The organism is Streptomyces sp. NPDC092369 (assembly GCF_044755245.1).
Lineage (GTDB): Bacteria > Actinomycetota > Actinomycetes > Streptomycetales > Streptomycetaceae > Streptomyces.
On sequence record NZ_JBIVQP010000006.1, the window covers coordinates 536609 to 563409 of the forward strand.

General features: G+C 68.7%; 25 protein-coding genes, 1 tRNA gene and 3 pseudogenes. 20 read left to right on the forward strand and 9 right to left on the reverse strand.

Features of this window, described 5'->3' with window-relative positions; translation table 11 throughout:
* Nucleotides 1-28 precede the first annotated feature (28 nt).
* The gene (locus tag ACIQI8_RS34360) at nt 29-1096 is read left to right on the forward strand and encodes a DUF4037 domain-containing protein (RefSeq protein ID WP_402359298.1); all 1068 of its coding nucleotides are present in this window, start codon (nt 29-31) and stop codon (nt 1094-1096) included.
* Here ACIQI8_RS34360 and ACIQI8_RS34365 read toward each other — a convergent pair.
* The 3 genes from ACIQI8_RS34365 to ACIQI8_RS34375 form a co-directional block, all read right to left on the reverse strand.
* On the reverse strand, nt 1059-2987 hold the full coding sequence (locus tag ACIQI8_RS34365; RefSeq protein WP_402359301.1) for a glycoside hydrolase family 9 protein: 1929 nt from the start codon (nt 2985-2987) through the stop codon (nt 1059-1061). The two genes, ACIQI8_RS34360 and ACIQI8_RS34365, sit on opposite strands and share 38 nt — an antisense overlap.
* A gap of 131 nt (nt 2988-3118) precedes the next feature.
* A complete protein-coding gene (locus tag ACIQI8_RS34370; RefSeq protein WP_402359304.1) occupies nt 3119-4645 on the reverse strand; it encodes a sensor histidine kinase in 1527 nt (508 codons plus the stop codon).
* 68 nt (nt 4646-4713) lie between these two features.
* Nucleotides 4714-5385, reverse strand: coding sequence for a winged helix-turn-helix domain-containing protein (locus ACIQI8_RS34375; protein ID WP_402359307.1), 672 nt, complete (start codon nt 5383-5385; stop codon nt 4714-4716).
* Between the two features lie 398 nt (nt 5386-5783).
* On the opposite strand from ACIQI8_RS34375, the gene ACIQI8_RS34380 reads away from it, so the two are divergent.
* Nucleotides 5784-6533, forward strand: a complete 750-nt coding sequence (locus ACIQI8_RS34380; protein WP_402359310.1) for a DUF4231 domain-containing protein — start codon at nt 5784-5786, stop codon at nt 6531-6533.
* Between the two features lie 4 nt (nt 6534-6537).
* On the opposite strand, the pseudogene ACIQI8_RS34385 reads toward ACIQI8_RS34380, so the two are convergent.
* Nucleotides 6538-6797, reverse strand: a pseudogene (locus tag ACIQI8_RS34385) (YdcF family protein); the annotation flags it as partial.
* A gap of 67 nt (nt 6798-6864) precedes the next feature.
* Entirely contained in the window at nt 6865-7308 is a 444-nt protein-coding gene (locus ACIQI8_RS34390) for a LexA family protein (protein ID WP_402359313.1), read from the reverse strand.
* Nucleotides 7309-7524: 216 nt separating this feature from the next.
* Between ACIQI8_RS34390 and ACIQI8_RS34395 the strand changes: the two genes are divergently transcribed.
* Nucleotides 7525-8601 carry a hypothetical protein gene (locus tag ACIQI8_RS34395; RefSeq protein WP_402359316.1) on the forward strand — a complete coding sequence of 359 codons (1077 nt, stop codon included), beginning with the start codon at nt 7525-7527 and terminating at the stop codon, nt 8599-8601.
* A gap of 424 nt (nt 8602-9025) precedes the next feature.
* Here the strand turns inward: ACIQI8_RS34395 and ACIQI8_RS34400 are convergent, their stop codons facing one another.
* Complete coding sequence (locus ACIQI8_RS34400) at nt 9026-9418, reverse strand: hypothetical protein (protein WP_402359319.1); 393 nt, start codon at nt 9416-9418, stop codon at nt 9026-9028.
* A 105-nt stretch (nt 9419-9523) separates the two neighbouring features.
* Between ACIQI8_RS34400 and ACIQI8_RS34405 the strand changes: the two genes are divergently transcribed.
* The 4 genes and pseudogenes from ACIQI8_RS34405 to ACIQI8_RS34420 all read left to right on the forward strand — a co-directional run bounded on the left by ACIQI8_RS34405 (nt 9524) and on the right by ACIQI8_RS34420 (nt 12810).
* Nucleotides 9524-10507 (forward strand): helix-turn-helix domain-containing protein, encoded by a 984-nt coding sequence (locus ACIQI8_RS34405; RefSeq protein ID WP_402359322.1) that lies wholly within the window; start codon nt 9524-9526, stop codon nt 10505-10507.
* A gap of 506 nt (nt 10508-11013) precedes the next feature.
* Nucleotides 11014-11160 (forward strand): annotated as a pseudogene (locus ACIQI8_RS34410) (helix-turn-helix domain-containing protein); the annotation flags it as partial.
* 259 nt (nt 11161-11419) lie between these two features.
* Nucleotides 11420-12250 carry a hypothetical protein gene (locus ACIQI8_RS34415; protein WP_402359755.1) on the forward strand — a complete coding sequence of 277 codons (831 nt, stop codon included), beginning with the start codon at nt 11420-11422 and terminating at the stop codon, nt 12248-12250.
* Between the two features lie 50 nt (nt 12251-12300).
* Nucleotides 12301-12810, forward strand: a complete 510-nt coding sequence (locus ACIQI8_RS34420; RefSeq protein ID WP_402359745.1) for a flavoprotein — start codon at nt 12301-12303, stop codon at nt 12808-12810.
* A 216-nt stretch (nt 12811-13026) separates the two neighbouring features.
* On the opposite strand, the gene ACIQI8_RS34425 is transcribed toward ACIQI8_RS34420, so the two are convergent.
* Complete coding sequence (locus ACIQI8_RS34425) at nt 13027-13407, reverse strand: GntR family transcriptional regulator (protein ID WP_402359749.1); 381 nt, start codon at nt 13405-13407, stop codon at nt 13027-13029.
* Between ACIQI8_RS34425 and ACIQI8_RS34430 the strand changes: the two genes are divergently transcribed.
* From ACIQI8_RS34430 to ACIQI8_RS34460, 7 genes and pseudogenes are all read left to right on the forward strand, one after another.
* A complete protein-coding gene (locus ACIQI8_RS34430; RefSeq protein ID WP_402359325.1) occupies nt 13337-13696 on the forward strand; it encodes a hypothetical protein in 360 nt (119 codons plus the stop codon). The two genes, ACIQI8_RS34425 and ACIQI8_RS34430, sit on opposite strands and share 71 nt — an antisense overlap.
* Nucleotides 13632-14618, forward strand: a complete 987-nt coding sequence (locus tag ACIQI8_RS34435) for a DUF2637 domain-containing protein (RefSeq protein WP_402359328.1) — start codon at nt 13632-13634, stop codon at nt 14616-14618. The genes ACIQI8_RS34430 and ACIQI8_RS34435 overlap by 65 nt, the downstream gene beginning before the upstream one ends.
* Nucleotides 14615-15004, forward strand: coding sequence for an RRQRL motif-containing zinc-binding protein (locus ACIQI8_RS34440; RefSeq protein ID WP_402359331.1), 390 nt, complete (start codon nt 14615-14617; stop codon nt 15002-15004). The genes ACIQI8_RS34435 and ACIQI8_RS34440 overlap by 4 nt, the downstream gene beginning before the upstream one ends.
* Nucleotides 15005-15258: 254 nt before the next feature.
* Nucleotides 15259-17484, forward strand: coding sequence for a cell division protein FtsK (locus tag ACIQI8_RS34445; RefSeq protein ID WP_402359334.1), 2226 nt, complete (start codon nt 15259-15261; stop codon nt 17482-17484).
* 140 nt (nt 17485-17624) lie between these two features.
* Nucleotides 17625-17882: a hypothetical protein gene (locus ACIQI8_RS34450; RefSeq protein ID WP_402359337.1), complete on the forward strand. Its 258-nt coding sequence runs from the start codon at nt 17625-17627 to the stop codon at nt 17880-17882.
* 14 nt (nt 17883-17896) lie between these two features.
* Nucleotides 17897-18091 (forward strand): hypothetical protein, encoded by a 195-nt coding sequence (locus ACIQI8_RS34455; protein WP_402359340.1) that lies wholly within the window; start codon nt 17897-17899, stop codon nt 18089-18091.
* Nucleotides 18092-18105: 14 nt separating this feature from the next.
* Nucleotides 18106-18566: pseudogene (locus tag ACIQI8_RS34460) on the forward strand (hypothetical protein).
* 1 nt (nt 18567) lies between these two features.
* Here ACIQI8_RS34460 and ACIQI8_RS34465 read toward each other — a convergent pair.
* Complete coding sequence (locus ACIQI8_RS34465; RefSeq protein ID WP_402359343.1) at nt 18568-19032, reverse strand: hypothetical protein; 465 nt, start codon at nt 19030-19032, stop codon at nt 18568-18570.
* A 167-nt stretch (nt 19033-19199) separates the two neighbouring features.
* Here ACIQI8_RS34465 and ACIQI8_RS34470 point away from each other — a divergent pair, with 167 nt between their 5' ends.
* The 5 genes from ACIQI8_RS34470 to ACIQI8_RS34490 all read left to right on the forward strand — a co-directional run bounded on the left by ACIQI8_RS34470 (nt 19200) and on the right by ACIQI8_RS34490 (nt 25135).
* Nucleotides 19200-20573, forward strand: a complete 1374-nt coding sequence (locus ACIQI8_RS34470) for a DNA cytosine methyltransferase (RefSeq protein WP_402359346.1) — start codon at nt 19200-19202, stop codon at nt 20571-20573.
* A gap of 89 nt (nt 20574-20662) precedes the next feature.
* Nucleotides 20663-21526: a bifunctional DNA primase/polymerase gene (locus ACIQI8_RS34475; protein ID WP_402359349.1), complete on the forward strand. Its 864-nt coding sequence runs from the start codon at nt 20663-20665 to the stop codon at nt 21524-21526.
* 2 nt (nt 21527-21528) lie between these two features.
* A complete protein-coding gene (locus tag ACIQI8_RS34480) occupies nt 21529-23004 on the forward strand; it encodes an ATP-binding protein (protein ID WP_402359752.1) in 1476 nt (491 codons plus the stop codon).
* Between the two features lie 469 nt (nt 23005-23473).
* Nucleotides 23474-23674: a helix-turn-helix domain-containing protein gene (locus ACIQI8_RS34485; protein ID WP_402359352.1), complete on the forward strand. Its 201-nt coding sequence runs from the start codon at nt 23474-23476 to the stop codon at nt 23672-23674.
* Between the two features lie 63 nt (nt 23675-23737).
* Complete coding sequence (locus ACIQI8_RS34490) at nt 23738-25135, forward strand: tyrosine-type recombinase/integrase (RefSeq protein WP_402359355.1); 1398 nt, start codon at nt 23738-23740, stop codon at nt 25133-25135.
* Nucleotides 25136-25181: 46 nt separating this feature from the next.
* Here ACIQI8_RS34490 and ACIQI8_RS34495 read toward each other — a convergent pair.
* Nucleotides 25182-25255 (reverse strand) — tRNA-Thr (locus ACIQI8_RS34495).
* A 221-nt stretch (nt 25256-25476) separates the two neighbouring features.
* Between ACIQI8_RS34495 and ACIQI8_RS34500 the strand changes: the two genes are divergently transcribed.
* Nucleotides 25477-26613 carry an ABC transporter ATP-binding protein gene (locus ACIQI8_RS34500; RefSeq protein ID WP_402359358.1) on the forward strand — a complete coding sequence of 379 codons (1137 nt, stop codon included), beginning with the start codon at nt 25477-25479 and terminating at the stop codon, nt 26611-26613.
* The last annotated feature ends 188 nt before the right edge of the window (nt 26614-26801 follow it).

A 26801-nucleotide genomic window follows, 5' to 3' on the forward strand; every position in this document is an offset into this window, starting at 1 on the left:
CCTCACGGAATGGGCACGGCTCCCTGACATGAGCAACACCCATATGCCGCCCTTCCTTTCGGGTCTCGAGCTCTCCCGGCGCTTGTACATCGAAGCCGTACGCCCCTTGCTGGAGGAAGCCGCTCCCGGGATTCCCCACTCCGCCGCCCGCCTGGGCAGCGGCTCCGAGGTGCTCGGCTTCGACACGACCGGCCCCGCCGCCCACTCCCCGGATCACCCCGCGGCCCACTCCCCCGACCGCGCACGCCCCCTCCGTCTGCAGCTCTTCCTCCACCGCCACGACGTCCCCCGCAGCGCCGGCCGTATCAGACACGTCCTCGCCGAACACCTCCCGGACACCTTCCACGGCCGCCCGGTCCGTGACGGGGTCGAAGTCACGCACACCGCGCCCTGGTTCACCGCGACGCTCGGTTTCGACCCGGCGCACCTCACCCCGCGGGACTGGCTGGCGACCCCCACCCAACTGCTCGCCGAGGTGACCGCGGGCGCCGTCTTCCACGACGGCCTCGGCGAACTCGCCCGCGCCCGGGCCGCGTTGCGCTGGTACCCGCACGACATCTGGCTGCACGTGCTGGCCTGCCAATGGCAGCGCGTCTCGCGCGAGGAGGCCCTCGTCGGGCGCTGCGGCGAGGTCGGCGACGAGATCGGTTCCGCGGTCGCCGCGGCCCGGCTGGTACGCGACTTGATGCGCCTGTGCCTCCTGATGGACCGCCGCTATCCGCCGTACGGCAAATGGCTCGGCACCGCCTTCGCCCACACCTCCGCCGGGCACCGTCTCGCCCCGGTGCTGACCGCCGCCGTCACGGCGGGCGACCGGCACGGCCGCGAGAAGCATCTGGCCCACGCGTACGAGATCGTCGCCGGCCTGCACAACCAGCTCGGTCTGACCGACCGCGTCGAACCGACCGCCCCACCGCACCGGTTCACCCGCGCCCTCACCGCCCGCATCACCGACCCGGCTCTCAAGCGGCTCCAACTCGTCGGCTCGGTCGACCAGTTCGTCGACAACGCGGAGGTGCTGACCCGGCCGGACCTGGCGCGGGCGGTGTACGCGGCGGCTATGTCAGCGCGAAGGCCAGCAACGCCGTCGTCGTGAAGTCCAGCGCCGGCTCCACCGTCTGCCAGGCGCCCACGTCGTCCACGTACCGCGCACCCTTGCCGTCGAAGTCGCTCCAGGCACCCTCCGGCGGGCCCGCGGAGCACTTCCTCATAGTGGAGAAGCCGTTCAAGTCGGCGAGTTCGTCAGCGGCGTTGGGGCCGTTGACCACCGCGCCCCGCAGGATGGCACCCTTGCCGTCGAGGCTGCCGCGGAGGTTGGCCAACTGGTGTTCCGGGCAGTGCGGATAGACCTCACCGGCCCCGATCATGAAGCTGGTGCCCCAGGCGTTGGCGCCGAGCGCCCAGCCGCGCTGCTGCCCGGCGAAGGCCGCGTACCGGGTGTCGCCGGTGGCCTTGGCGTAGAGGCGCGCGGTGGCCACCAGACCGAAGGTGTGCGGTACGGCGTCGAAGTCGTCGTAGACAGCGCCCGCTCCGAACGGATCGTGCCCGGCGCGATCGACACCGTCCTCCAACTGGCGGCGCAGGTCCTTGTACAGGTCCTCCGCCCCGATGCCGTTCGCCCGGTCGCCGTCCAGGGCGGTGGCCAGGTCGACGTGGGCCAGGGCGCTGACGTCGGCGACGTTGAGGGTGCCCTTGACGTCGGAGTCGAGATAGGCGCGGGCCCAGCGGGCCGCCTCATCGGTCCACTCACCCTCCCGGTCATCGCCCAACATCCTCGCCGCCAGGGCGAGTTCGGCACCGGCGAACTCCATGTCGTCCTGCCAGGAGTCCTCGGGGTAGAAGGCGCTGGGAAAGGCGGTGACGAGCGGTTCGTCGGGGTCGTGTTCGGTGTCGGCCAGGTCGTGGACGGCGGCGGCCTTGTCCAGCCACTCCCGTGCCTCGTCCGGGTCGGTGTCGGCGACGCGCTGTGCGGCGAGGGCGAAGACCGCGGCCACGCGTCCGGCCAGGCTCGGGGTGATCGGCTCGCCCGGGTCGTTCGCGCGGAACACCGGGCGGTGCTTGATCGTGTAGTCCGGGTCGCCGGGTGACACGTCGAGCCGGTCGTCGGCCTCCGGCAGCCGCCATACGTCGTGATCGGTGCGTACGGCGTCGTTGCCCGCGCCGATGCCGACCTGGGCGTAGAGCGTCCCGCTGTCCCCGTCCCACATCTTGTCCAGCCAGTCCAACCCGTGCGTGGCCTCGGCGGCCAGCTCCTTCATGTCGGGCAAGTCCCGCTGGGCGAGGAGCAGTTCGGCGACGGAGTAGGAGGTGGTGCCGGTGAACTTGAGGAAGTCCCCCGCGTCGAACCAGCCACCGGAGACGTCGACTTGATCACCGGCAGGGGTCAACCCCCCGTCGAGCAGCTCGTCGCCCTCCTCGTCGTACTCCGGATCGGCGTAGACGGTCGCGTCCTCGTCGGCGAGATGGGACGGACCGTGCCTGAGGGGACCGCCGGACAGCACGTCGGCTCCGTCGCGCTGGGCCTGCAGGAACCGGACGTTGTCCCGGACCAGCGGGGTCATCAACTCACGCGCCCCGGCGATCCGGAAGACGGGCGAGCGCCCCGCCGCGCTGCCGGTGAGGACGATGCGATAGGTGCCGGGTGTGTTCAGCGCGGAGAGGTCGGCGGTGCGCACCGAGGGGTACTTCGCGTTCCAACGACCGGTCACGGCCCCGAGCCGCCCCGCCGCGACCGTCCTGTCCTCGTCCTCGACGTCGACCACCTTGAAACGGGCGCCCGCAAGAGCCTTCGAGGACCCCATCACATACGCCTCCTTCGTCTCGCCCCGCAGATAACCGACCTGATCGACCCGAACGGCCACGTCGGTCGCCGCCGGCGTGCGGGAGCCGTCAAAGGGCACCCCGAACACGTTCACGCCGACAAGCAGGACACCCAGCCCCGCGGCAGCACCGGTGACCACCAGCCCCGGGGTACGCAAAGAGTTCATGCGCTCACGGTGCCGGGGGCTTCATGAGATGACGATGAGGAGGGGTGGGGGTTCGACGGAAGCGGGTGTTCGGGCGGGGGGTCACCGGGCGGCCTGCGGCGGATGCGGGTGCGGGGCGAGGGCGCAGGGATCTACGCCGAAGGCGTGTGCGTCGGAATCCGCAACTCGGCGAGCAGTCCCCCGCCGGGCGCGTCCGCGAGGCGAGCGGTGCCGTGATGCAACTCGGCGACCCAACGAACGATGGCGAGCCCGGCACCAGTGCCTGCGGCGCCTGGGGCTGGGGCGCCTGAGCCTAGGGCGCCTGGGGCTGGGGCGGCTCCCGTACCCGAGGTCGCCCCCAGACCCGAGCCAGCTCCCGCACCCAAGGCGCCTCCAGGACCCACCACGACACCGGTACCCGCGGCGCTTGTGTCGGCGGCGGCACCCGCGCCCGGGGTGGCTCCCACACCCGAGGCAGCGCCCAGACCCGAGCCAGCTCCCCCACCCAGGGCACCCCCCGAACCCGATCCAGCTCTCGCACCCGCCCCCGCACCGGCTCCAGCCCCCGGCCCGGCTCCCGACCCCCGCCGATCTCCCCCGCCCGCACCCGCACCCGCATCCGCCGCAGGCCGCCCGGTGACCCCCCGCCCGAACACCCGCTCCCGATCCGCCGCCGGCACCCCCGCCCCGTGATCCCGCACCGTCACCAGCCCCGCCCCGACCGTCACCTCCACCGGCGAACCCGCCGGTCCGCCGTGCCTCTGGGCGTTCTCCACCAGGTTCCGGACCGCCTGGGCCAGCAGGTCCGGGTCGCCGAGGACCACCGCCGGCTCGGACGTGACCGTGACGCTCTCGTGGTCCGGCAGTTCCTCGACCGTGGTCTCCACCAGCTGGTCAAGTCGCAGCGGCACCAGTTCCACGCGCTGCGCGCCGGACTCCAGGCGGGCCCTGGCGAGCAGCCCGGTGACCAGTCGGCTCAGCCGGTCCACAAGGCGCAGCGCCTCGTCGGAGGAACCACCCCGCTCGACCACGAGCCGCAGGGTCGCCAGCGGCGTACGCAGCTCGTGTGCCGCCTCGGCCAGGAACTGTTCCTGCTGCCCGAGCCCGCGCAGCGCCGGCCGCATCGCCCGCCCGGACAGCAGATGGCCGACGGCCGCCGCGCAGCAGACCAGCGCCGTGCAGCCGAGCGCCAGCCAGCGCACGAGGACGTCGTGGTCGTGTTCGCCGCGCGCCAGTTCCGTGCCGACCAGCACGGCCGCGCCGATCCGGTCGCCGTCCCAGACCGGGGCCGCCGCCCAGCGCAACCGCGCGCCCCGCGCGGAGGGCGCGCTGAGGACGACGGTCTCCTGTTCGTCGAGGACACTCCGCCAGACGTCGTCCAGTCGGTCCGCGGCGGGCAGCGCCGAACGGGCCGGGACGACGTTGCGCACCGACGGCGACTTCCGGGGCGCCGCTTGCAGTACCGCCAACACCTCGGCGCCCCGGGCGAGTTCGTCCTCCCGCAACGGCTCCAGGTGCAACACCCCCGCGTCGAACCACACCGCCCGCGACAGCCCGGCCGCGCGGCTGCCGACGTCGTGGTCAAGACCGGAACGGCGGGATCCGGCATCGATGCGGATCGCGACCGTGGCGAGTACGACGAGACAGGCGGCGGTGGTCGAGGCGAACAGCAGCGTCATCAGCCGCCGGGTACGCCGCAGCCGGGCCACGGCGGGCGAGAGGACCGGCGACGGCGGCTCGCAACGCCTCACTCCTCGCCGCCCGCACCCAGCACGTAACCGACCCCCCGCACCGTCCGGATCACATCGGGCGGCCCCAGCCTCCGGCGCAGTTGGCCGATCAGGACGTCCACCACGTTGGACATCGGCTCGCTCGCCTCGTCCCAGCAGCTCTCGATCAGTTCGGTGCGGGTCACCACCTCGCCCGCGCGCAGCATCAGGACCTCCAGTACCGCGAACTCCTTGGCGGAGAGGCTGAGCAGCACCCCGCCCCTGGACACCCGGCGCCGAGGCAGGTCGACCTCCAGATCACCCGCCCGCAGGACCGGCGGACGCGCCGGTTGCTGCCTGCGGCACAACGCCCTTACGCGTACGACCAGTTCGGCGAAGGCGAAGGGCTTGACGAGGTAGTCGTCCGCGCCGTGCTCGAAACCGGCCACGCGGTCGCTCACCGCGTCCAGCGCGGTCAGAAGGAGGAAGGGCAGCACCGATCCGGCCCGCCGGTGCGCGGCGAGCAGGGTGAGCGAGTCGCCGTCCGGTACCGAACGGTCGGCCACGACACAGTCGTAACCGTTGACGGAGAGCTTGAGATCCGCCTCGGCCAAGGTCTGCGCAAGATCGACCGCGAACCCGGCGTCCCGCAGCTGAGCTGCGACGACGGGCCCCAGTTCGGGATCGTCCTCCAAGACCAGTACGCGCATGGCCCGGAGCTTAGACGCCGCACGAAAAGGGCGGGCCCTGCGAAAGGGCCCGCCCGTACGCGTGAGCCCCCTGTCGGATTCGAACCGACGACCTACGCATTACAAGCTGTTCGATCTTGGTCCCGGGGTGTCCATTGACGTCCGCCAGACGGCTCTCACACCTGGCCAGAGCACTTCATGCACTTCAACGAACTTCAGTGGACCTCCCCGGAACAGGGCGCGATTGAGACCACAAGTGAGACCGGCTCCTCTCCTCCCGAAGCAACTTGGCGGGCTTACCAAGGTCTGGCACGCCTCCCAACCGCGCCGATGATCCGCGCAGGACAGTGGCACATCAGCCTTCACCGTTGGGAGACTAGGCCAACCGTGTTGCCAGGGAAGCTCAGGGAGCCAGCACAATGACCGATTCAGGCGATTCGAAAAACAGGGACGGTAAAAGCGATTTTACAGAAAAGAAGGGTGGGACGGAAAGTTCTACCGGCCTAACAATTCCCAGTACGCCGAGCACCTCTTTCGGATCATCCGGAATTAACATCACTTCCAGCGGATCCTCTCTGCCACTCACCGTCAACCCATCGACTTCCTTCACATATTTCCCTGGCGGATCGAACGTTCAAATCAGCCATGGACTAATCCGCCCTGTAGGATTTAACAATTCAACCCTGACCGTCAACGGGGTCGAAAATAAGGGGCTGGAGCAAAAAAAGAAGGCACTAACTGATTTTCGGAATCAATATCTGAGTGAGCTTCAGGATGAGATCAAGACCGTGGGCCAGAGGGCGCGAGGTCGCCTCAGGTGGTACCGCCTGCTGAGGCTACTGATCCTCACCTCATCCGCCGTAACACCGGTCCTGGCACTCATGAAAGGGCCAGCTCTCATCACGGCGCTCGTGGCAGCGTTCGCCTTTATCTGCGAAGGCGGGATTCAGCTCACTCGCCTACATAATCGCGCAGTTCTAGATTCGCAGCGCGCAACCGCACTCGGTCGAGAGTACCGGATGTTTCGAACCGAGGTTGGGCCATACACGGGCGATAACGCTTTCACCTTGCTGGTCAAGGCGGTTGAAGCGTTTCGCGAGGAAAGCGACAGTGCGGACCTCGGTGTCGTAGAACAGACTTTCTCTGCCGCGTCAGACAGAAGGCAGTAGAACATCAGGCAGGTTCTGCGGTCTCCGGTACGAGTCGACTGGTGAAGCCGCGGTCGCGCAGCCGCTCGTACGCGGCTTTGATGTCACCGGGAATGTCCTGCTCGATCATGAAGCCCCGTCTCGGGTAGATCATGAGGCGCTGTTGCCCACCGACCAACATGTCGGCGACAAGCCGAGCGTCCCCGATCGAGTCGACGTAGTCAGCAAGCGTCATGGGGGGGTGGACGCGGATACCCACTCGACGGCCGGCCACAGCCTGCGGGCAGGGTCCGCTGGGCTTGAAGGCGTAAGCGCGTGCTGGGAGCTCAGGTGCTGAGGTGCTACTTGACGGTCACCAGCGCAGCGCGATGCCCCTGGTCTTCCCGCGACTCGATCCGCGGTCGATGAAGCCGAGCTGTTCCATCCTGTCGAGCTGGTACGCGACAGCCGATGCGCTCGACAGCCCGACGTGTTGGCCGATCTCCCGCACTGAGGGCGCCTCTCCGCGGTCGGCTACCAAGTCCCTGATGCACTTCAGGATGCGTTCCTGCCGTTCCGTGAGGCGATCCTCCGCCTCCTCCATCTCCCGGACCCACTGGCGTAGCTCGACTCTGGCGGTGGGCGGCCGACCGGATCGTGTCTCCCAGAACGGATGGGAGGCGAGCCGGGCGGAGAGTTGCTGCAACCGACGTCGGAGAGCGGTCGTATGGATAGGTCGGCGCTCCAGCGCTGCGTGGGTGCGGTTCCAGTCACGCTGAGCCTGGATCAGGTCTGGCGGAAACGGCGCGTATCCCATGACTTGGATTCAATCATGTGTTCGATTTTGGGGGACACGCCAGTGCCGACATATGTGACGCTCAGTGTTAGTTGGCCACGCGCAGCGATACCTGGCCACTCGGTCCGGCCGTGGAAGATCCACGTTCCGGTGGGAGTCGGTTCATCCTCGGAAGTGCGCTGTACACGGCACTGGACAACCCAAAAGTCACAGGATAATCACGGTTATCCTGTCGGCATGCTGACGTCGGATCAGGGCCCCGTCCAGACGGGCGAATCGAGCGACACACCGCGGTCGGAGGCTCCGGCTGGAGGCGGACACTGGTACGTGCCGCCGGGTCGCCCGTCCCAGCCGCCACAGTTGGACTTCCCGCCGGTCCGCAACGGCATCGACTACCTCGCCAGCGTCGTTGAGCGCCTGGACGAGAACGAGTCGGCGGTCGACGACCGCGACCTGAAATACGCGGTCCTGCATCTACAGGCCGCGGTCGAGGTGCTGCTGAAGGCCCGGCTGCTGCGCGAGCACTGGAGCCTGGTCTTCAAGGACCCAGGCACCGCGACCCGGGCGGCCTTCGACAGCGGCGACTTCGAGAGCTGCGGCACCGGAGCCGCGGTGAAGCGTCTGTGCGACGTCGTCGGCATCGCCATCGACAAGAAGGAGAGTGACGCCCTCGACGCGCTGGCCAAGGACCGCAACGCGCTCCAGCACTACGGCCTCACCCACCCGGCCCACGCGGTTGAGGCTCGCGCCGGCCGGGTGCTCGACTTCCTGATGCGCTTCTTGCAGGACGAACTGCTGCCGCTGCTTCAGGGATCAGAGCGCGAGCGGGCTGCCCGGGACATGGCCCCGGTGGTCGAGGGCGTCAGGAACATCAGTTCCTACGTCAAGCGGCGCCTGAACCGGCTCCGGGGGGAGCTGGCCGGGAGCCAGGCGGTCATGTGTCCGGCCTGCGAGCAGCGGGCCCTCGTCGTCGTCCCTGCCGGGGGGCGCTGCCGCTTCTGCGACCAGGCATGGCACGACGCCACCATGCTCACCTTCGACTACCTTGGCACCCCCGACGCCCGGAACGCCGTGACACGGGTTTGCCCTCACTGCCACGTGCTCGCCCTCGTCGAAGGCGTCGTGTTCGCGGACAGCCCAGAGGTGTCTGACACGCTGTACTGCTTCTACTGCGCTGCCCGGCATTCCTCGCACGAGCTCGTGCTTTGTGCCGGATGCGCACGTCAGTGGTTCCTCGAATCGGAGATCGAGGGCACGGCCCCCGACCTGTGCCCGGATTGCCGGGAGCAGTTGGAGCCGGAGGATGCCACGTGACCACAGCATTGGAGCACTCTCCCCGGGCGGCGCTCGCGACCCTGCGGCGCGACCCTCGGAACCTGTGGCCGGAGTACGCGCGGAAGTTGTACGACCACTTTGTCGGTCTCTACGGAGAAGGCGACGCACTGTCGATCCTCGCAGGCTCCTGGGTCGCCCACCAACAGGGCATCGCCGCGCATGTGCGGGCCGCACAGGCGAAAGACCCCGAGAGGCCGCACTCGGCCGCGGCGTCTCAAGTTGCTGGCCGGAGGCAAGGGCGCTACGCCGGGCAGCAGGGCCTTCCCACCGTGGAGGATGACGCGTACCCCGAGGGGATTGTCCCGGGACCGAAAGCCGTACCGCGACGAGGCTCTCCTCGACCGCACGAAAGGGGCGCCGGAGGAACAGCATGCTCCGCCCGGCGCCCGATGGGGCTGACGCGTCAGTTCACGAAGGCGCAGACCACCCCGACCACGGTGAGCACGCCGCTGAAGGCGCAGCCCGCGAACCGCCAGCGTAGCCAGCGCGGCGTGGGGGCGGTCGCGCTCCCGCCGGTCAGGCTGAAGACCAGGGCGGCGAACATCACCGCGGCGACCACCAAGGCGACCGTCCAGCCGATCCGGCTGCCGCTCGGCGCGCCGCTCGTGAGGTCGAGCAGCAAGCCGTACACCGCACCGATGTCGCCCACCGCGACCACGAACGTGCCGCCGGTCCAGGACCACAGCGGGATCGAGCTGAGCGAGTCGGCCACCGCGAGGCGGTACGTGGTGAGCGTGGTCCCCACGGCGAAGAGCACGCCGAATACGGTGAACAGGACCCAGGCGTCGGTCGTCACGCGCGTCCCCTTGAAGGGCGAGGCCCGAGTCCCGATGACACCAGGCCGATGTCCCGTAGCCTACGTAATTACAGGCACCTGGGACAAACGTGGAGGTGAGCACTGATGGCACGGCCCGAAAAGCAGATCCCGCCGGACTCCGCTCCGCCGCTTCGAGCCCTTGCCCAGCAGCTCCGGCAGATGCGGGCTGCGGCCGGACTTTCGTACAACCAGCTGAGCGCGCGTACGCACTACAGCACGGCGACCCTGTCCCGGGCCGCGTCCGGCCGGAGCGTGCCCAGCTGGAAAGTGGTCTCGGCCATCGCCACGGCCGCGCAGCTGCCGCCGGAAGAGCGAAGCGCGCTGGCAGCCCTGCACCGAGAGGCCCTCAAGCGGCAGGAGGAACGGGCTTCGCGGCAGGAAGCCCGAGAAGCAGGCTTCGGCCTGGCTTCGCAGGAAGCGATCGACACAGAATCCCTTTCCCGCGCCATGCAGACGCTCTACCAAGCTGCGGGCAGGCCCTCCGTGCGCGAGATCTCCAAGGAGTCCGGCGTCCCGCGCTCGACCGTGCACCGGGTCCTCACCGGCCAGGCTGCGGTCTCTCCCGCCCCTGAGGAACCGGCCGCAGAGATCGCGAGAACGCTGCTCCCGCTCGTGCCCCCGGAGACCCGGAACGAGTTGACTCACCGCTCTTCGGAACTGAAGGCACTGTTCCGCAGCTTCCGCACCGAATGGGAGAAGGCGTGGCACCGTCACCGCGTGCAGGGGGTTCTGGCTCCTCTACGCGCAATCGGCATTCTGGCTGCCAACCTGGAGCGCCTGTACGAGGTCGATGCGGCGGGGCCCGACGACGCCGAACGGTTGCTGGAGCAGGCGCAGGAACTCCTTGACCAGGCCCGGCAGCATCTGGACCAAAATCCCCGACCAGAGCCTCTTCCTCCGATTACGGACCGGTTCTCCGACTGGGACGAGGATGTCGAGGTGCCCGACCCTATCGAAGCGGGCCATCCCTCCATCAGGGTGCACAACTTCAACGGCGCCGTGGAGACCGGCGACGCTCTCGACGAGCTTCCCGCGCGAGAAGCTGCGGACCGTGGAGAGAAATGGTGACCGCGCCCGCACCGCTCGGCGAATACGCAGACACGTGGCCGTTCTGGAGTTCGGCCAGCAGCCGCCTCGGCTTGTCACGGGCTTGGGGGTTGAGGCTCTCGTCCGAAGCCAGTTCAGTCCGGGACCCGACTGGCCAACTATCGCTGAGCAGAGTGGCCAACTGCGATTGAGCACGGGCCCGCGATCTGTGGTTACGTCGGACAGGCTGGCCATGTATCGCTGGAGGTCACAACATGGGACCTGAAGTGATGTCCACGCCACGGCTTCTGACCTGCAGCGGAGCCACCGTTTCCGGTCGTTGCTGATCATCCTCTGACGGTCCACAGACAGCCCGGCGCTCCCAAGGGTGACCTGCGAAAAGAGACCCGGACATTCCGTCCGGGTCTCGCCTGCTTAGGCACGGCAAGCTCGTACTGACGCGGCGGGGCGCCAAGGGCGTCTACCCGTCGCCTGAGCGGCTCTGTACCGTGAAACACGCCCCTAACAGCATCAGGAGGCAGCACCCCATGCGTGGTCTTGGAGATCACCTCAGCATCGGCGAGCGCATCGCGTTCTACCGGAAGCGTCGCGGCTACACGCAAGAGGTGCTGGCCGGTCTGGTCGGGCGTAGCACTGACTGGCTCGCGAAGGCAGAGACCGGCCGTAGGAAGCTGCCGCGGATCGACATGCTCGCGGAGCTGGCTCGCATCCTGCGAGTACCGCTTGGCGACCTACTCGGTCAGACCCTTCTGGTTGAAGACGAGAAGCATCAGGACGACGTGCCGGCCGTGCGGGACGCGCTCATGAGCCCCCGGCGGCTCTCGCGCCTACTCTTCGGTCCAGAGGCAGACGTTCAGCTCCCCACTCCTGCCCCCGTGGCGGTGCGTGTTGAGCACGCTTGGAACGACTACCAGGCCCGGTCGGCTCGGCAGCGTGATCGCGGCCCTTCCTGCGCTTCTCCAGACCGCACAGGAGCTAGAGGATCGTGCTGGGCGCCGCGGGGAGGACCGCCACGACTGCTGGGCCGTCTCTGCCCGCACGCACCACCTTGCAGCCACGACGCTGGCGAAGGTCGGAGAGTCCGATGTCTCATGGTTGGCTGCCGAGAGGGCGATGCGTGCGGCGGACGAGTCCGACGACCCCCTGGTTCTCGCCTCAGCCGCCCGGTCCGGGACGCACGCGCTGCTCGCGAACGGTCGGTACGAAGATGCCATGGAGCTGGGCAACACCACGGCGACGTGGTTGGCCTCTCAGGTGGCGGAGAGTGATCCGTCTGCACTGAGCTTGCTCGGGATGATCCACCTACGGGCAGCCGTTGCGGCGGCTCGGCACCAGGACCGCCCGACTGCCACCCGCCTCCCTGACCGTGCTGAGGAACTCGCTGACGATCTCGGTTCGGATGAGAACTACTGGCAGACCGGCTTCGGTCCCACGAACGTGATCCTCCACCGGCTGTCTATCGAGCTTGACTTGGACAACGTGTCGTACGTGGTGGAGAACGGCCGGATCGACGTCGACCACATGCCGCAGGAGCGCAGCGTCTCGCACCGCATTGACTACAGCCGCGCTCTCTCGCTTGCCGGACACGGTGATGAGGCCTTCTCCGAGCTGCGCACCGCCGAACGCACAGCCCCGCAGCTCGTGCGCAACAATCCCAGGGTGCGCGAGACGCTGCGGGACCTGATCAAACAATCGCCCGTGAGCGGCGGCTCTCGTTCGTCCGAGGTGTTCGTGATGGCTCAGCGGTGCAGGGCGGTGCAGTGAGTTCGAGCAAGCGCGGGGTTCTGGGAGTCGTCGGTTCGGCGGCCGGCGGAGTGGAATCACTCCGTACGGGTCTGGTCGAGCCAGCGATGGAACGTAGGTGGCAGGCGGCCGTGACGCTGACGCCCACTGCGGGAGTTTGGCTCCGGATGAGCGGGGAGACCGAGCGGCTAGAGAAGCTGACCGGACTCCCTGTCCGTGACGAACCTCGCCTCCCTGGCGAGGTCCGGCCGCACCCGGCTGCTGACTGCTATGTCGTGGCTCCGGCCTCAGCCAACATGGTCGCGAAGCTCGCGAGCGGCCTCATGGATAACCAGGCCTTGACGCAGGTGGGCGAGGCTATGGGGACTCTCGGTTTGCCGGTGGTCGTGTTCCCTCGCGTCAACGCCGCGCATGCTCGACACCCTGCGTGGCAGCGCCACACCGACGCCTTGCGCCAAGCAGGAGTTCGACTGGTCTACGGGCCGGACGTGTGGCCGTTGTACGAGCCCCGAGCCGCACCGGAGGGGCGGGAGCTCCCGTGGGCTGCGGTACTGGATGCCGTGGACGAAGCAACTCGGTGACGACTCGTCAACATCCCTGACCCGCAAGGCAAGAGGACCCGGACAGTCTGTCCGGGTCCTCTGCCGTTCGCGGGCCCATGCTCATTTGCATGCCAGGGATCACTGAGCAAGAGAACGGGCTGGCGGGCCTCACCGCCGCTGAACTCGCGCTGATCAAAGCGGGTTTGGGCGAGGCGCGCGCCACGGTCGAAGGGCTGCTGAGGCGCGCGGACGTACTCACCGCGAAGGTGGCGTCTGGCTACTCACGATCTCCTCAAGCCGGTCCAAACGCTCAGCGAGAAGTCGGAGGGCGTCATGGATCGAGCTGAGCTCTCCCGCAAGGGCGGCGAAGGCAGGGCTACTGCCGGGCTCGGTGCCAAGCGGCGCCGATGGGTCGCGTACGAACGTCCCTCGCCCCTGCTGGGTGAGAACCAAGCCCTCATCACGGAGTTGGCCGTACGCACTCTGCACGGTCATGAGCTGCACTCCGAGCTCCTTGGCGAGTTGGCGAGCGGCCGGCAGTCGCTTCCCCGGCGAGTAGTCCTCGTTGGCATATGGGCTGTGGACCCCGGAGCGCTCCGCGGCGTGCGCTGCCGAGCATGACCGTGAGCTGGCGATCGATGTGCTGGCCCGTTTCGGCTACCGGCTCGGTCGTGGTCACGTTCCGGCGGGCGGGAAGTCGTGGGGGATGGTGCAGGGCATGGCCCGCCGCAAGGTCGGCCACCTGTGGCACGAGATCCGCACCACCGCGCACGCCATGAACGAGCACACGGTGCTGACCGGTGACGAGATCGCCACGCTGACCGGCCTGGTCAACCCTCCCTTCCAGGGGGGGGCGCGGCATGACCGCGACCGGCACGGCACAGAGCAACGAGCGTGCGGCCGTTCCGCCCCTGACGAAGCCTGAGTTGGGCCTGGCAGGGGTTGGTGCGCTGGCCGCTGCTGGGGTGGGTGCGCTGGGTCTGATCTCCTCCTTCGATGCGGTGTCGGCTGCCGCGGTGCGGTGGGGGTTCAGTGCGCCGTGGATGCTGCCGGTCGGTATCGACGTGGCCATCCCGGTGTTCACCGTGGCCAACTTGCTGTTGATCCGGATGGACATGGCGCTCGCGTGGGTGCGGCTCGTGCCCTGGGCGCTGACGCTGATCACGTGCGGACTGAACGTCGCGGCCGGACACTCTCTGTCCGCGAAGGTGGCGCACGGCACGATGCCGCTGTTGTGGGTGGTGTTCTCCGAGATCGGCGCGCACATCTACGCCGTACGGATCGGCGCTGCGACCGGCCGGCGGATGGAGAAGATCCGGTTCTCCCGCTGGTTGCTCGCCTTCCCTTCCACGTTCGCGTTGTGGCGCCGCATGACGCTGTGGGAGGTCACCTCCTACAGCGAGGCGCTGAGGCTGGAGAAGGAGCGGCAGTTGGCCCGCGCGGACCTGCGCGAGACCTACGGCCGCAACTGGCGAGCAAAGACCCCGCGGCGTGAGCGCGTGATGCTGCGCATGGGCGAACTCACCCCCGCCACCGGCGACATGCCCGTGCCACCCGCACCGCCGCAGGCTCCGGAGCTCCCGAAGCCCGAGGCGCGGAAGGCGCCTCGCAGGCAGTCGCCCAAGCCCAAGGCTGCCGCGCCGCAACGCACCCCGGCCGCCCTGCTCGCCGAAGCTCGCACGATCACGGCCGACTGGGACGACAGCGCGATCAACGCTGAGGCGCTGCGCAAGGCGCTGCACTGCGGTGCGGTTCCGGCCCGGCAGGTGCGCGATGCCCTGCTCGCCGAACGGACCGACAGCCGTGCCCAGCACCCCGTCAACGCCGGTGAGGCCGTGGCGGCATGACGTCCCTGACGTTCGCCAAGTGCTACGACCCCACCGGCGCCCGACACGGCGTGCCCACGTTCCCGTGGCGCCTGGCCCCTGACGGCTACGCCACCCGCCGCCAACTGCGGGCGGACGGGCTTCGTCCGGGCGGTCAGCCGGTGGCCGCGCAGGTGATGCGCCGCCACCGGGGCCGCAAGTCGGGGGTGCAGGTCGCCTACCTCTACCGCGTCGACCTGGCCAAGCCGGTGCGGCCGATGACTTCGCGCAGGTGCGGTGCGCTTGCGCTGGCGATGCTGGCGCGCCGCACCTGCCCGAAGTGCCGCGTGGTCTACGACTACTGCCTCCCGACGTCGCTGGGGATGTGCATCCTCTGCGCCTACCCCGAGGAACAGCGCGCCGCGTGACCTACCAGAAGCCCAGAAACTCCCAGACCGCTTCCGCGATTCGGTTCCTGCGCCGGTGTGCCTTGCTGCAATAACGCCGCTTCCGCCAGCGGCCTTCCGGCTGCTGCACCGGTTTGCCGCACCACTCGCACTGCTGCGTCTTGGACTTGGTTTTCCTCATGCCACCCCCGTAGCGCCCCGTGCGGGGTCCGTCCGCCCACCTCCTACAGCGACGGACCGACCCCGCCTTGCCTCCCCTTAGGAAGGAACATCCAGTGAAACATCCCGACGATGAGAACGAGCTCTTCAACCGACTCGAAGTCGAACTGGCAGCCGACTCCGGGGGCGAGGTGGTCGACCTCGGCAAGGCACGGTCGGCCCGTGCCGAGTCGCCCGACTCGACCACCCGACCCGACTCCGACCCGTCGGCCGACTCCGACACCGATCGGTCGGGTGCCGAGTCGGGCGACCCGACCGCGCGCGTGATGGTCGACCAGCCGACCGTGAAGGCGACCGGTCCCAGCTACCTCGGTCGCCTGCTCGCCGCGCAGCGTCGTGCGGTCGTTCCCGAGTGGCTGCGGTCGGTGGCAGAGCTGCGCACCGCCACGGCGTGGGTGGCCCGCCACTACGCGCATGCTGCCGGCTATCACGCGCTGCGTGCCCCGGTCTACGTGGCCCGGTTCGCCCTGCAAGCCCCCACCGGGGCCGCGAAGTTCGTGGGCGGCACGATGCGGTGGGTGGCCGACCGTGAGGGCGAGCCGGTCCGGCTCGCCGCGGTCCGCCGTGAGGACGCCGGCGAGTACCTGAAGCTGTCGCGGCAGCGCGACGGACGGGTCCGACTGCGCACCCTCGTCGCCGTGCTCGCCCTGTTCGTCGGGCTGGGCGCCGCGCTCGCCCTGTACGTGCTGGCCCCCGACTGGCTTCAGGCGGTGTCGGTGAGCGCGGTCGTGATGGCGCTCGGGTTCGCCGGACAGCAGGCGGACGCACCGGTCATCCACCGGGCCGTGGAACTGCCCAAGGCGGTCCAGCTCACCAGTGACATCGTGCTGCGGGCACTGGGCGCTCTCGGCATCCCTGCCATCAACCAGGCACAGGGCAAGGGCCGTGACGGGTTCGAGTTCACCGCTCCCATCACGCGCGACGGTCCCGGCTGGCGGGCGGAGGGCAATCTCCCCTACGGCGTCACCGTGACCGATGTCATCGAGCGTCGCGACCGGCTCGCTTCCGGTCTGCGCAGGCCGCTGGGCTGTGTGTGGCCCGAGGCGGTGCCGGATGAGCACACCGGGCACCTCGTGCTGTGGGTGGGGGATCAGGACATGTCCCGCGCCGCACAGCCCAAGTGGCCGTTGCTCAAGGCAGGTTCGGTCGACCTGTTCAAGCCGGTCGCCTACGGCACCGACCAGCGCGGACGCTGGGTCGAAGCCACCCTGATGTACATCGCGGGCGTCATCGGCGCCATCCCGCGCATGGGCAAGACGTTCCTGCTCAGGCTGCTGCTGCTCATCGCCGCGCTCGACCCGCGCGCGGAGCTGCACACCTACGACATGAAGGGAACCGGCGACCTCGACCCGGTCGGCGATGCCGTCTCCCACCGTCATGCCGCAGGTGACGACGACGAGTCGGTGACCTACTGCCTGAACGACTTCCGGGCGCTGCGCGAGGAGTTGCGGCGCCGTACCAAGGTGATCCGCTCGCTGCCGCGGGATGTCTGCCCGGAGTCGAAGGTGACCAGCGCCCTTGCCGACAAGCGCTCCCTGGGCCTGCACCCGATCGTGATCGGGGTGGATGAGTGCCAGGTCCTGTTCGAGCACCCCGAGCACGCCAAGGAGTTCGAGGAGATCGCCACCGACCTGGTCAAGCGCGGTCCGGCCACCGGCATCGTGCTGCTGCTCGCCACCCAGCGCCCGGACGCCAAGGCGCTGCCCACCGGAATCAGCGCGAACGCGTCGGCCCGCTGGTGCCTGAAGGTCATGGGCCAGTTGGAGAACGACATGGTGCTGGGCACCTCCGCGTACAAGCGCGGGGTGCGGGCCACCATGTTCGCCTGGGGTGACAAGGGCATTCACTACTTCGTCGGTGAAGGCTCCGACGCCCGGATCGTGCGCTCCGTCTACGTCGACGGCCAGGGTGCCGACGCCATCGGCGCCCGTGCCCGCCGTCTGCGCGAGGAGGCGGGCACGCTGTCCGGGCACGCGCTCGGGGAGGCACCCGAGCCGGTCACCAGCGCGTACGACCTGCTGCGCGACATCCTCGCCGTGGTGCCGGCCGATGAGCCCAAGGCGTGGTCCGAGACCGTCGTCGCCCGGCTCGCAGAACTGCGCGAGGAGGTCTACGACGGCTGGGACCCCGAGGGACTGGCCGCCGCGCTCAAGCCGCACGGCATCTCCACCATCCAGGTGGGCCGCCGCGTGAAGGGCAAGGTCGTCAACCGGCGCGGCATCGACCGCTCCCACATCGCCACCGCAATTGCGGAGCGTGACGGAAAGCGGGACGCGGGCTGACTGTCCGGGGCCGCTAGCGCTAGCGGCACACCCCGCTAACGTTAGCGGCCCCGCTAGCGCCCCACACCTGCTCTGATCAGGCCGCTAGCGGATAGCGGCCCACCTGCGGAAACCCCTGAAACCCGCCCGGAGGGCCCGTCATGACCTCTGCCCTGCTCACTATCACCCTCATTCTCGGTGTGACGCTCTGTTACGTCGCTGTATGTGCTGCCTCCCCGTTCGGCAACTGCCGCAAGTGCAACGGCTGGGGCTTCGCCATGAAGACCGACCGCAAGGGCCGCATGAAGCGCGGCAAGGACTGCCGCCGCTGCCACGCGACCGGCAAGCGCATACGCGTCGGCCGCTGGCTCTACAACCGCTGGGCCCGCACCTACCGCGCCGGAACCAACGCCCCCTGACCGGAAGGCTCCTCATGGTCCTGAACATCTCCGCCGTGCTGCTGTTCGGCGCTGCTTCCGCGCTCGCCGTCCGCACCAAGTCCGCCGGGGGCGGCGCGGCCATCGCGCTGTTCCTGTTCGGGTTCTTCGTCGCCGGTACCGGTGCGTACGAGCCCATCCACAACCTCGTGCAGGCGTCCGCCGACGCCCTCTCCGAACTCGGCAACTGACCGGAGGCCACACCGTGAACGACTCCACCCGCCTACCGGCCGCGCACGACACGGCGGCCGTGGACGTCCACCACCCCACTCCGATCACGCTCGCGCGCACGGCGCCGCTCGTGCCCATGCAGACGGGCAGCATCCCGGCGGTGGCGAGCGTCGTCCTGCCCGACGGTCGTGTCGTCACCGGCTACGCCATCACCCCTGTGCAGCCCGAGCCGGTCGCGTACAAGCCGCCCGTCTCCCGCGCTGCTGTGAACATCGCGCTCGGGGGTGTCGGGTTCGCCGCTGTGTGCGGCGGACTGTTCCTGCTGACCGCGTTCATCACTGCCCTGACCGCGTTCATCACCCAGCTCATCACCCTCGCCGCCGTCATCTTCGGCGGCTGGGTCGCCGTGCAGGCCTCAGCGCGAGCGGCCACAAGGACGGGACCACGGTCAACATCCGCAAGGCCGTCTTCAAGCGCAACCACTTCCACGGCTGATTCAGAGAGCGTTACTTTCGGGGTTGGCCTCCCAATGAGCCACAAGTGCCGGGTAGAAGTCCGGATTTTCCCTGATCACGTGAACGAGCGCAGGGCAGTCGCGGCGCATTGCAAGGGCGTACGCCCGCCATCCCTCGTATCCCAGGACGACGGGGGTGACTGCGGTGGTCATAATCCCGTAGTCGATCGCGTCGGCCAGGATATTGGCCAGGATCAGTACGCGAGCCCGCTGCTCTGGATCCGGCGGTATCGACGCCCCGCCATAGAAGTAGTCGTACAGCGACGGGTCTGTGGCGATGAAGCCATCCACGTGGTGCAACCGCTCCAACCCGTTGTACGTAGCCTGCGCCCCGGCAAGCCCATTGTTGATCTTTGTCTGTCGTGTGAGCTCCCGCGTCTGCCACGCAGCAATCAACAAAGAGGCCAACACGCCGAAAGACGCGATCACCCCGAATAAGTCGGCCACTGAGCCCCCAGGTCGAAAAGTACCGGGGCACTACCCACAGCCAGAGATCCAGTAACTAAGCACCGGACAAAGTCCAGTTATGCCAAGAGCGGCCCCTCAATTCCGCCAAGAACCCGGGGCCGCTCTTGTCCAACCCGTCCTAGACAGACCTGTTGGAGGTCCCCAGCATGACCCAACCCCTCATGCCGCCGGAAGACGGCAATGTCAGTCTGTGCACCGGTTCCGGTGCACTGGACCAGGCCGTGGAAACGGTGACCGGCCTGCCCACGGTCCTGGTCGGCGAAAAGGACCCCGCCGCATCCCGGCTGCTCGCCACCCGCCTGCCCGGTGTCCGCAACCTGGGTGACATCACCGCCGTCGACTGGGAGGCGCTCGCCGCCGAGATCGCACGCCCCCGGGCGCTGACGGCCGGCTTCCCGTGCCAGGACATCTCCAACGCCGGACCCCGGGGAGGGATCGCGGGTGACCGCTCAGGACTCTGGAAAACCATCGTTCACGGAGCCATTCGCCACCTTCGACCCCGCCTCGTCTTCCTGGAAAACGTCGCCGCGCTTAGGTCCCGGGGGCTCGATGTCGTCGCCGCCGACCTGGCCGCGATCGGGTACGACGCGCGGTGGATGTGCCTACGCGCTGGAGATCCCGAAGTCGGCGCCTGCCACCGCCGCGACCGCTGGTTCGCCGTCGCCTATCCCGCTGCTGAAGACCCCCACCTCACAGTTGGGACGCAACGGGGGACCGCAGCACCCGGACAAGCGCAAGGCCGGCGGGCACGGGCCCACGCTGGAGGACGAAGTGGTCTTCTTACTTCCCCCGACGGCCGCCTGACCCTGCTCCCCACACCGGCCGCCGCCGACGGCACCGGCGGCCCCGGCACCTCCGCCAAGCGGCAGGGTGGGATGAACCTGCGCACCGCCGTCACCCTCCTGCCCACCCCCGCCGCACGCGACTGGAAGTCCGGAGCCTCCAACCTGCTCGGCACCAACTCCCGCCCGCTCAACGAGGTGGTCGTCAACCTGCTGCCCACCCCGACCGCCGCCCGCTACGGCCGCAACCAATCCGCCTCACCCGGCGCGAGCTCGCGCCCCTCCATCGAATACCTGGTCCGCGACCTGCTGCCCACCCCGAAGGCCTCCGACGGACCGCACGGCGGCCCCAACCAACGCGACAAGGCGGGCAACTACTACCTGCCCGGCCAGGCCGTGCGCCTGGACGAACGCTGGGTGGCCACCAACGGCACCGACTACGGCCCCGCCATCCACCGCTGGGAGCAGGTGCTGGGACGCCCCGCACCCGAGCCCACCGAACCCGGTACGAAGGGCAACCGGCGCCTGTCCCCGGCATTCGTGGAATGGATGATGGGCGCCGACTCGGGCTGGGTGACCGGCGCGGACCTGGGCCTGTCCCGCTCCGACCAGCTCAAGATCCTCGGAAACGGCGTCGTCATCCATCAGGCCGCGCTCGCCTACCGCATCCTGCTCGCCGCAGACGTGTCCGTCATCGCGCCTGCCGAGCCGTCCCAACTCGCCCTGGACATCGCCTAGCTACGCCAAGGGCGGCCCCCTCGTCTCGCCAAAGATCCGGGGCCGCCCTTGCCAACCAGCCCACAACAGACCTGTTGGAGGCATCCAGCATGACCCAACCCACCGACATCCGGCGAGTAGCCCCGTTGCAAACCGCGCTGACGCTCGCCACGAACGGGGTCCCACCCCTGCCGCTACGTGCAGGCAAGGTGCCGTTCGGCAACTGCCGCACCTGCGCGAAGAACGCATGCGGCGGCCGACCGAACATGAAGACTCCCGGTCCCTGCACCTGCCCGCGTCCGTGCCACGCGTGGGCCGCCGCCACCACCGACCCGAACGTCCTCAACTCCTCTCAGTGGGCCACCGCGTGGCGACAGGCGGCAGCGATCGGCTACCACCCCGGCGGCGCCAACCTCACCGTGGTCGACCTCGACAACGCGGACGCCATCACCTGGGCGCGTGCGAGCCTGCCGGCCACGCGGGCCGTGCCGACGACGCGGGGTGAGCACTGGATCTACCAGGGCGTCATGCAGTCCGTGAACGCGGTCCGGCCCGGCGTGGACATCAAGTCCCTTATGGCGTACGTCCGTTGGCTGGGGGCCGGTACCGGCGCCATGGCCGTTCTCCCGGACGCGGTGCGCGCGCTGACAGCAAAGGAGCCGCCCACCGCCCGCAAGGCGACAGAGATGCCCACAGTGCTCATGAGGGGGCAGAGCGGTGCATGCCCGCACCGCACGCCCACCTACCTGGGCCGCGGGATCACCATGGCGGTACAGCGCGTCACCGAGGCCTCGGGCGGGGTGCACGCCACCGTGTACCGGACGTTCCTCGCGGTGCTGTCCACGCATGGGCGGTGCGGCTGCCTCACCGACGCCCATGTCGCCCGGCTGTTCACCGCGGCTCAGGCCAAGGGCGAATCCCCCCGGCACTGCTCCGACACGTGGACGAACGCCCGCACCACGTTGGGACTGTGACCATGTCCGAGGACGACGACAAGACCCCCGCCCGCAAGGTCATCACCGACTACGCGCAAGCCCACTTCCGCTACTTCCGCACCGCCGACGGAACCGTGTACGCGCAGCGCAACAGCCACCCCGTGGCCCGCCCGATCCGCTCCCAGGGCACCACCGGAAGCCACCGCCAAGAACTCATGGTCGGCCTGTTCAGGGACGGAGTCGGCGTGTTCAACGGGACCGCACTCAAGGAGGCGTTGGACCTGATCGAAGCGCTCGCGCTGTACGAGGACACGCACGCCGTGAACATCCGCGTGGCGCCCGGATTCGACGGAGCGACCTGGCTGGATCTGGGCCGCGACGACGGACAGTCCATCCGCATCCACCCCACCGGCTGGGACATCCTCACCCCCGACCCGCGCGAGGTGTGCTGGCGGCGTACACAGCTCACCGGGGAACTCCCTCTCCCAGCCAAGGACACCAACGGCAAGGGCATCGATCTCCTGATGCGGCTGTGCAACTTCGCCACCGCGGAGACCGAGTGCCTGGCCATCGCGTGGCTGATCGGATGCCTCGGTCCGTCCGTGCCCGTGCCCGCCCCGTTCCTCACCGGCCCGCAGGGCGCCGGCAAGTCCACCGGTGGACGCATGCTCGTACGCATCATCGAAGGCATGAGCGGTGACCTCCGTCGGGCTCCGAAGGATGAGGAGAACCTGATCGCAGCGGTGGCCGCGGGATGGGTCACCGCGCTGGACAACCTCTCCCACATGACGCCGGACTTGTCCGACGCCATGTGCTGCATCGTCACCGGCGCCGAGAGCGTCAAGCGCGCGCTGTTCACCGACGGGGACGTCTTCCGCGTCGGCTACCGCCGGCCGTTGCTGCTGACCGGTATCGACGTCGGCGTCATCCGGCCCGACCTCGCCGAACGGCTCCTGCCTCTGCGGTTGGAGCGACCCCGGGTGCGGCGTACCGAGGCGGAGCTGTGGGCGGACTACGCGGAAGTGCTGCCCGTCGTCCTCGGCTCGCTCCTGGATCTCACGGTCAAGGTCCGCGCAGTTGAGGTAGAGACCCCGACCGACCTGCGGATGGCGGACTTCGCGCACCTGTGCGCGCAGCTCGACGCCGCGACTGGCCTCGGAGCACTCACCGCCTACCGGGCCAGTCTGGACGACCTCAACGACGACGTCATCGAAGGCGACCTGCTCGCACAGACCGTGTTGCAGCACGCAGCGAGCATGGAAACGGGCACGGCGCAGCGGATGACGTCCACGGAATGGCTGCACTGCCTCAGCCACGTCCACGCCGGGGACGACTTCCGCCCCCTGCCCAAGGGCTGGCCGACCACCGGCAAAGTCCTCTCCGACCGCCTCAAGCGCCTCCAACCCACCCTGGCCGCCCGCGGCGTCCTCATCGACTCAGGCCGCACCCGAGAGGGCCGCTACATCGAAATGACCCGCTCGCTGGCCACGCCCCCGCACGAGCAACAGGCGTTCTGACCGGCCGCGACCGCACGAGCAAGATGAGCACCCCGGCCGGGCGTGCTCCTCTTGCTGTTCGGCGGCGGCGCCGCCCTGCGCGAGACGCGCCGCGAAGCGGCTCCCCTTTCACGCCCTGAGCCGCGCCGCACCACCAACAGAACCCCCTCCTTTTTTCCTAAGTAGGGGAACGTTGCGTCACCTGCGTCACGGGACCCCCGAAGACGACAGGTGACCTGCGCAGACGGGCGTGACGCAGACGGCCGCCGACTGCGTCACGCCGCGTCACCCGCGTCACGCGTGACGGACAGCCTGCGTCACCGGTGACGCACCCCCAACGCTCTGCGTCACTCAAACCGGCAGGTCAGAAGCCTGATTGACGCAGGTGACGCTGTGACGCAGAAATCCGTACCTCGGACAGACACGGTCCGTGAAGCGGGCCCCTGCCCCGGCGCAGCACACTCCTGAGACCCCGAGGAGATACACCCCGATGAGTACCGTCCTCGCCCCTGCCGACCAGTTGCTCTACACCCCCAAGGAAGCCGCCACGGTCCTCCGTTTCGGCCGCTCAACCGTCTACGAGTTGATGGCCGAGGGGGCCTTGAAGTACGTCAAGCGGGGCCGCTCCCGCCGCATACGCCGCGGCGACCTTGAGGCATTCGTGAACGGCCTAGAACCCCTGCCCCACTGACCAGGCCCCACCGAGGCGGCCCCGGACCAACAGTCCGGGGCCGCCTCCTGCATTGAGGAGCACATGAGCCCCCGCAACCCGAACATGGAGTCATCCGTCTACGAGGGCAGTGACGGTTGGCGGCACGGCCGCGTCACGATGGGCGTCAAGGACGACGGAAGCCCCGACCGCCGCCACCGCAGGGCCAGGACTGAGCCTGAAGTGCGCCGCAAAGTCCGCGAGTTGGAGAACCTGCGCGACAAGGGACGCGCCCCCAAGGCCGGACGTAAGCCGACCGTAGAGCAGTGGATGACCACGTACCTCACCGACATCGCGAGCCTGAAACTCAAGCCCCGCTCCCTGGACGACTACTGGTCGAAGACCCGCAATGACATCGTCCCTGGCGTCGGCAAGCATCGCCTCGACAAGCTCCAGCCGGAACACCTTGAGCGGATGTACCGGAGGATGCTCGACGCCGGACACGCGCCCTCCCACGTACTCAAGGTGCACCGCATCCTCTCCCGTGCCCTGAAAATCGCCCACCGCCGCCGGATCATCGCCGAGAACGTCGCCACCCTCGTCGACCCACCCACTGTCGACGAGACCGAGGCGAATCCGTTCACGATCGAGGAGGCCAAAGCGTTCCTGAAAGCCGCCGCCAAACGACCCACCTTCATGCGCTGGGTCGTCGGTGTCGGTACGGGCTTTCGCCCCGGGGAAACCCTGAGATTCCGCTGGCCATACGTCGACCTGGACAACGGGCTCTTCCACCCCAAGTGGCAACTCCAACGGCTCACTTGGCGCCACGGCTGCAAGAACCCGCACGCGTGCGGCCAACGCCTGCACCGCTTCGAGCTCTGCCCGCCGGACTGCGCGCGGCACGAGAACTACAAACGCGGATGCCCCAAGCCCTGCCCGCGGGACTGCACCAAACACGCGAGCACGTGCCCCGAACGGAAAGGCGGCGGCCTGGTCTTCACCCGCCCCAAAACGAAAAAGAGCACAGAGCCCGTCCCGATCCCCCCACCCTTCATCCCCTACCTCCGCGAGCACAAGAAAGAGCAGGAGGCCATGAAGGCGGCGGCAGGCGACGCGTGGCAGGAACACAACGTCGTCTTCAGTCGACCGGACGGCAGCCCCATCGACCCCCACGACGACTGGGAGGAATTCAAGGAACTCCTTGAAGAGTCCGGCATCGCGGACCGCCGCCTGTACGACGGAAGCCGCCACACCGCCGGCACGACCCTGAACGAACTCGGGGTCGACATGCCCACGATCATGGAGATCCTGCGGCACACCCAGATCACCCAGACCCGCAGGTACGTGAAGGGCCGCAGCCACCTCTCCAAGGACGCCATGCGCCGCATGGGAGACACCTTCATGCCGGACCCAGAACGGGCCCAGGAACCCGCGACTGAGACCAGAACTGAGACCGTCGACCGCCGCGCGGCACGCGCCCAACGCCGCCGCCGCATCCGCTGAACGCAAAAGCCCAGCTCAGACACCGTCAGAGCTGGGCTTGCAGGTGAGCCCCCTGTCGGATTCGAACCGACGACCTACGCATTACAAGTGCGTTGCTCTGGCCATCTGAGCTAAGGAGGCCTGCACGCGCCCGCGCCCTGCGCGGCGGGCGTGCCCGTGCAGTGTACCCAGCTCACAGCGGCGCCCTGTCGAAAATTTCCGCGAAGTTCACATGCCCACGGGTACTGACAGACCAGGCGAACGCGAGGTACCGTCCGAAGCCAGTCCGCTCTTGTGGACTACACCACCTTCCTACAACGGATCGTCCGGCACGTTCCTGCCGGTAGAAGGGGGCCTTCACCATGGCCACTGTCTCGTTCGACAAGGCGACCCGGATCTACCCGGGCACCGAGAAGCCCGCCGTCGATGGACTGGAGATCGAGGTCGGGGACGGCGAGTTCCTCGTCCTCGTCGGTCCGTCCGGTTGCGGCAAGTCCACCTCGCTCCGCATGCTCGCGGGGCTCGAGGACGTGAACGCCGGCTCCATCCGCATCGGCGAGCGCGACGTCACGCACCTGCCGCCCAAGGACCGGGACATCGCCATGGTGTTCCAGAACTACGCGCTGTACCCGCACATGAGCGTCGCCGACAACATGGGCTTCGCCCTCAAGATCGCCGGCGTGAACAAGGCGGACATCCGCAAGAAGGTCGAGGAGGCCGCGAAGATCCTCGACCTCAGCGACTACCTGGACCGCAAGCCGAAGGCCCTGTCCGGCGGTCAGCGCCAGCGTGTCGCGATGGGCCGCGCCATCGTGCGTGAGCCCCAGGTCTTCCTCATGGACGAGCCGCTGTCCAACCTGGACGCCAAGCTCCGCGTCTCCACCCGTACGCAGATCGCCTCGCTGCAGCGCCGCCTCGGCATCACCACCGTCTACGTCACCCACGACCAGGTCGAGGCCATGACGATGGGCGACCGCGTGGCCGTTCTCAAGGACGGGCTGCTCCAGCAGGTCGACTCCCCGCGCAACATGTACGACCGCCCCGCCAACCTCTTCGTCGCCGGCTTCATCGGCTCCCCGGCCATGAACCTGGTCGAGGTCCCGATCACCGACGGCGGCGTGAAGTTCGGCAACAGCGTCGTCCCGGTCAACCGTGACGCCCTGAAGGCCGCCACCGACAAGGGCGACAAGACGGTGACCGTCGGCGTCCGTCCGGAGCACTTCGACATCGTCGGGGAGAACGGCGAGGTCGCCTCGTCCCTGACGAAGCACTCCGAGGACGCCCCGGCCGGTCTCGCGGTCTCCGTGAACGTCGTCGAGGAGCTGGGCGCCGACGGTTACGTCTACGGCAGCGCCGAGGTCGGCGGCGAGACCAAGGACCTCGTCGTCCGCGTCGAGGGCCGCCGCGTCCCGGAGAAGGGCACCACGCTCCACGTGGTCCCGCGGCCGGGCGAGACCCACGTGTTCTCGACCTCCACGGGCGAGCGCCTCACCGACTGACCCGAAGAACAGCGATACGCAGAAGGGCCTTCGCGGGCGCACCGCGGGGGCCCTCTCCGTTTCCCGGACACCCCGGCGCTCCACTTCCGTCTCCGTCTCTCGGATACCCCGGCACTCCGGACGTTTCGACCAGCCCCGTCAACCCGTTACCCAAAAAGAGGCACCACTTCATCCCCCGAACCGGTGAC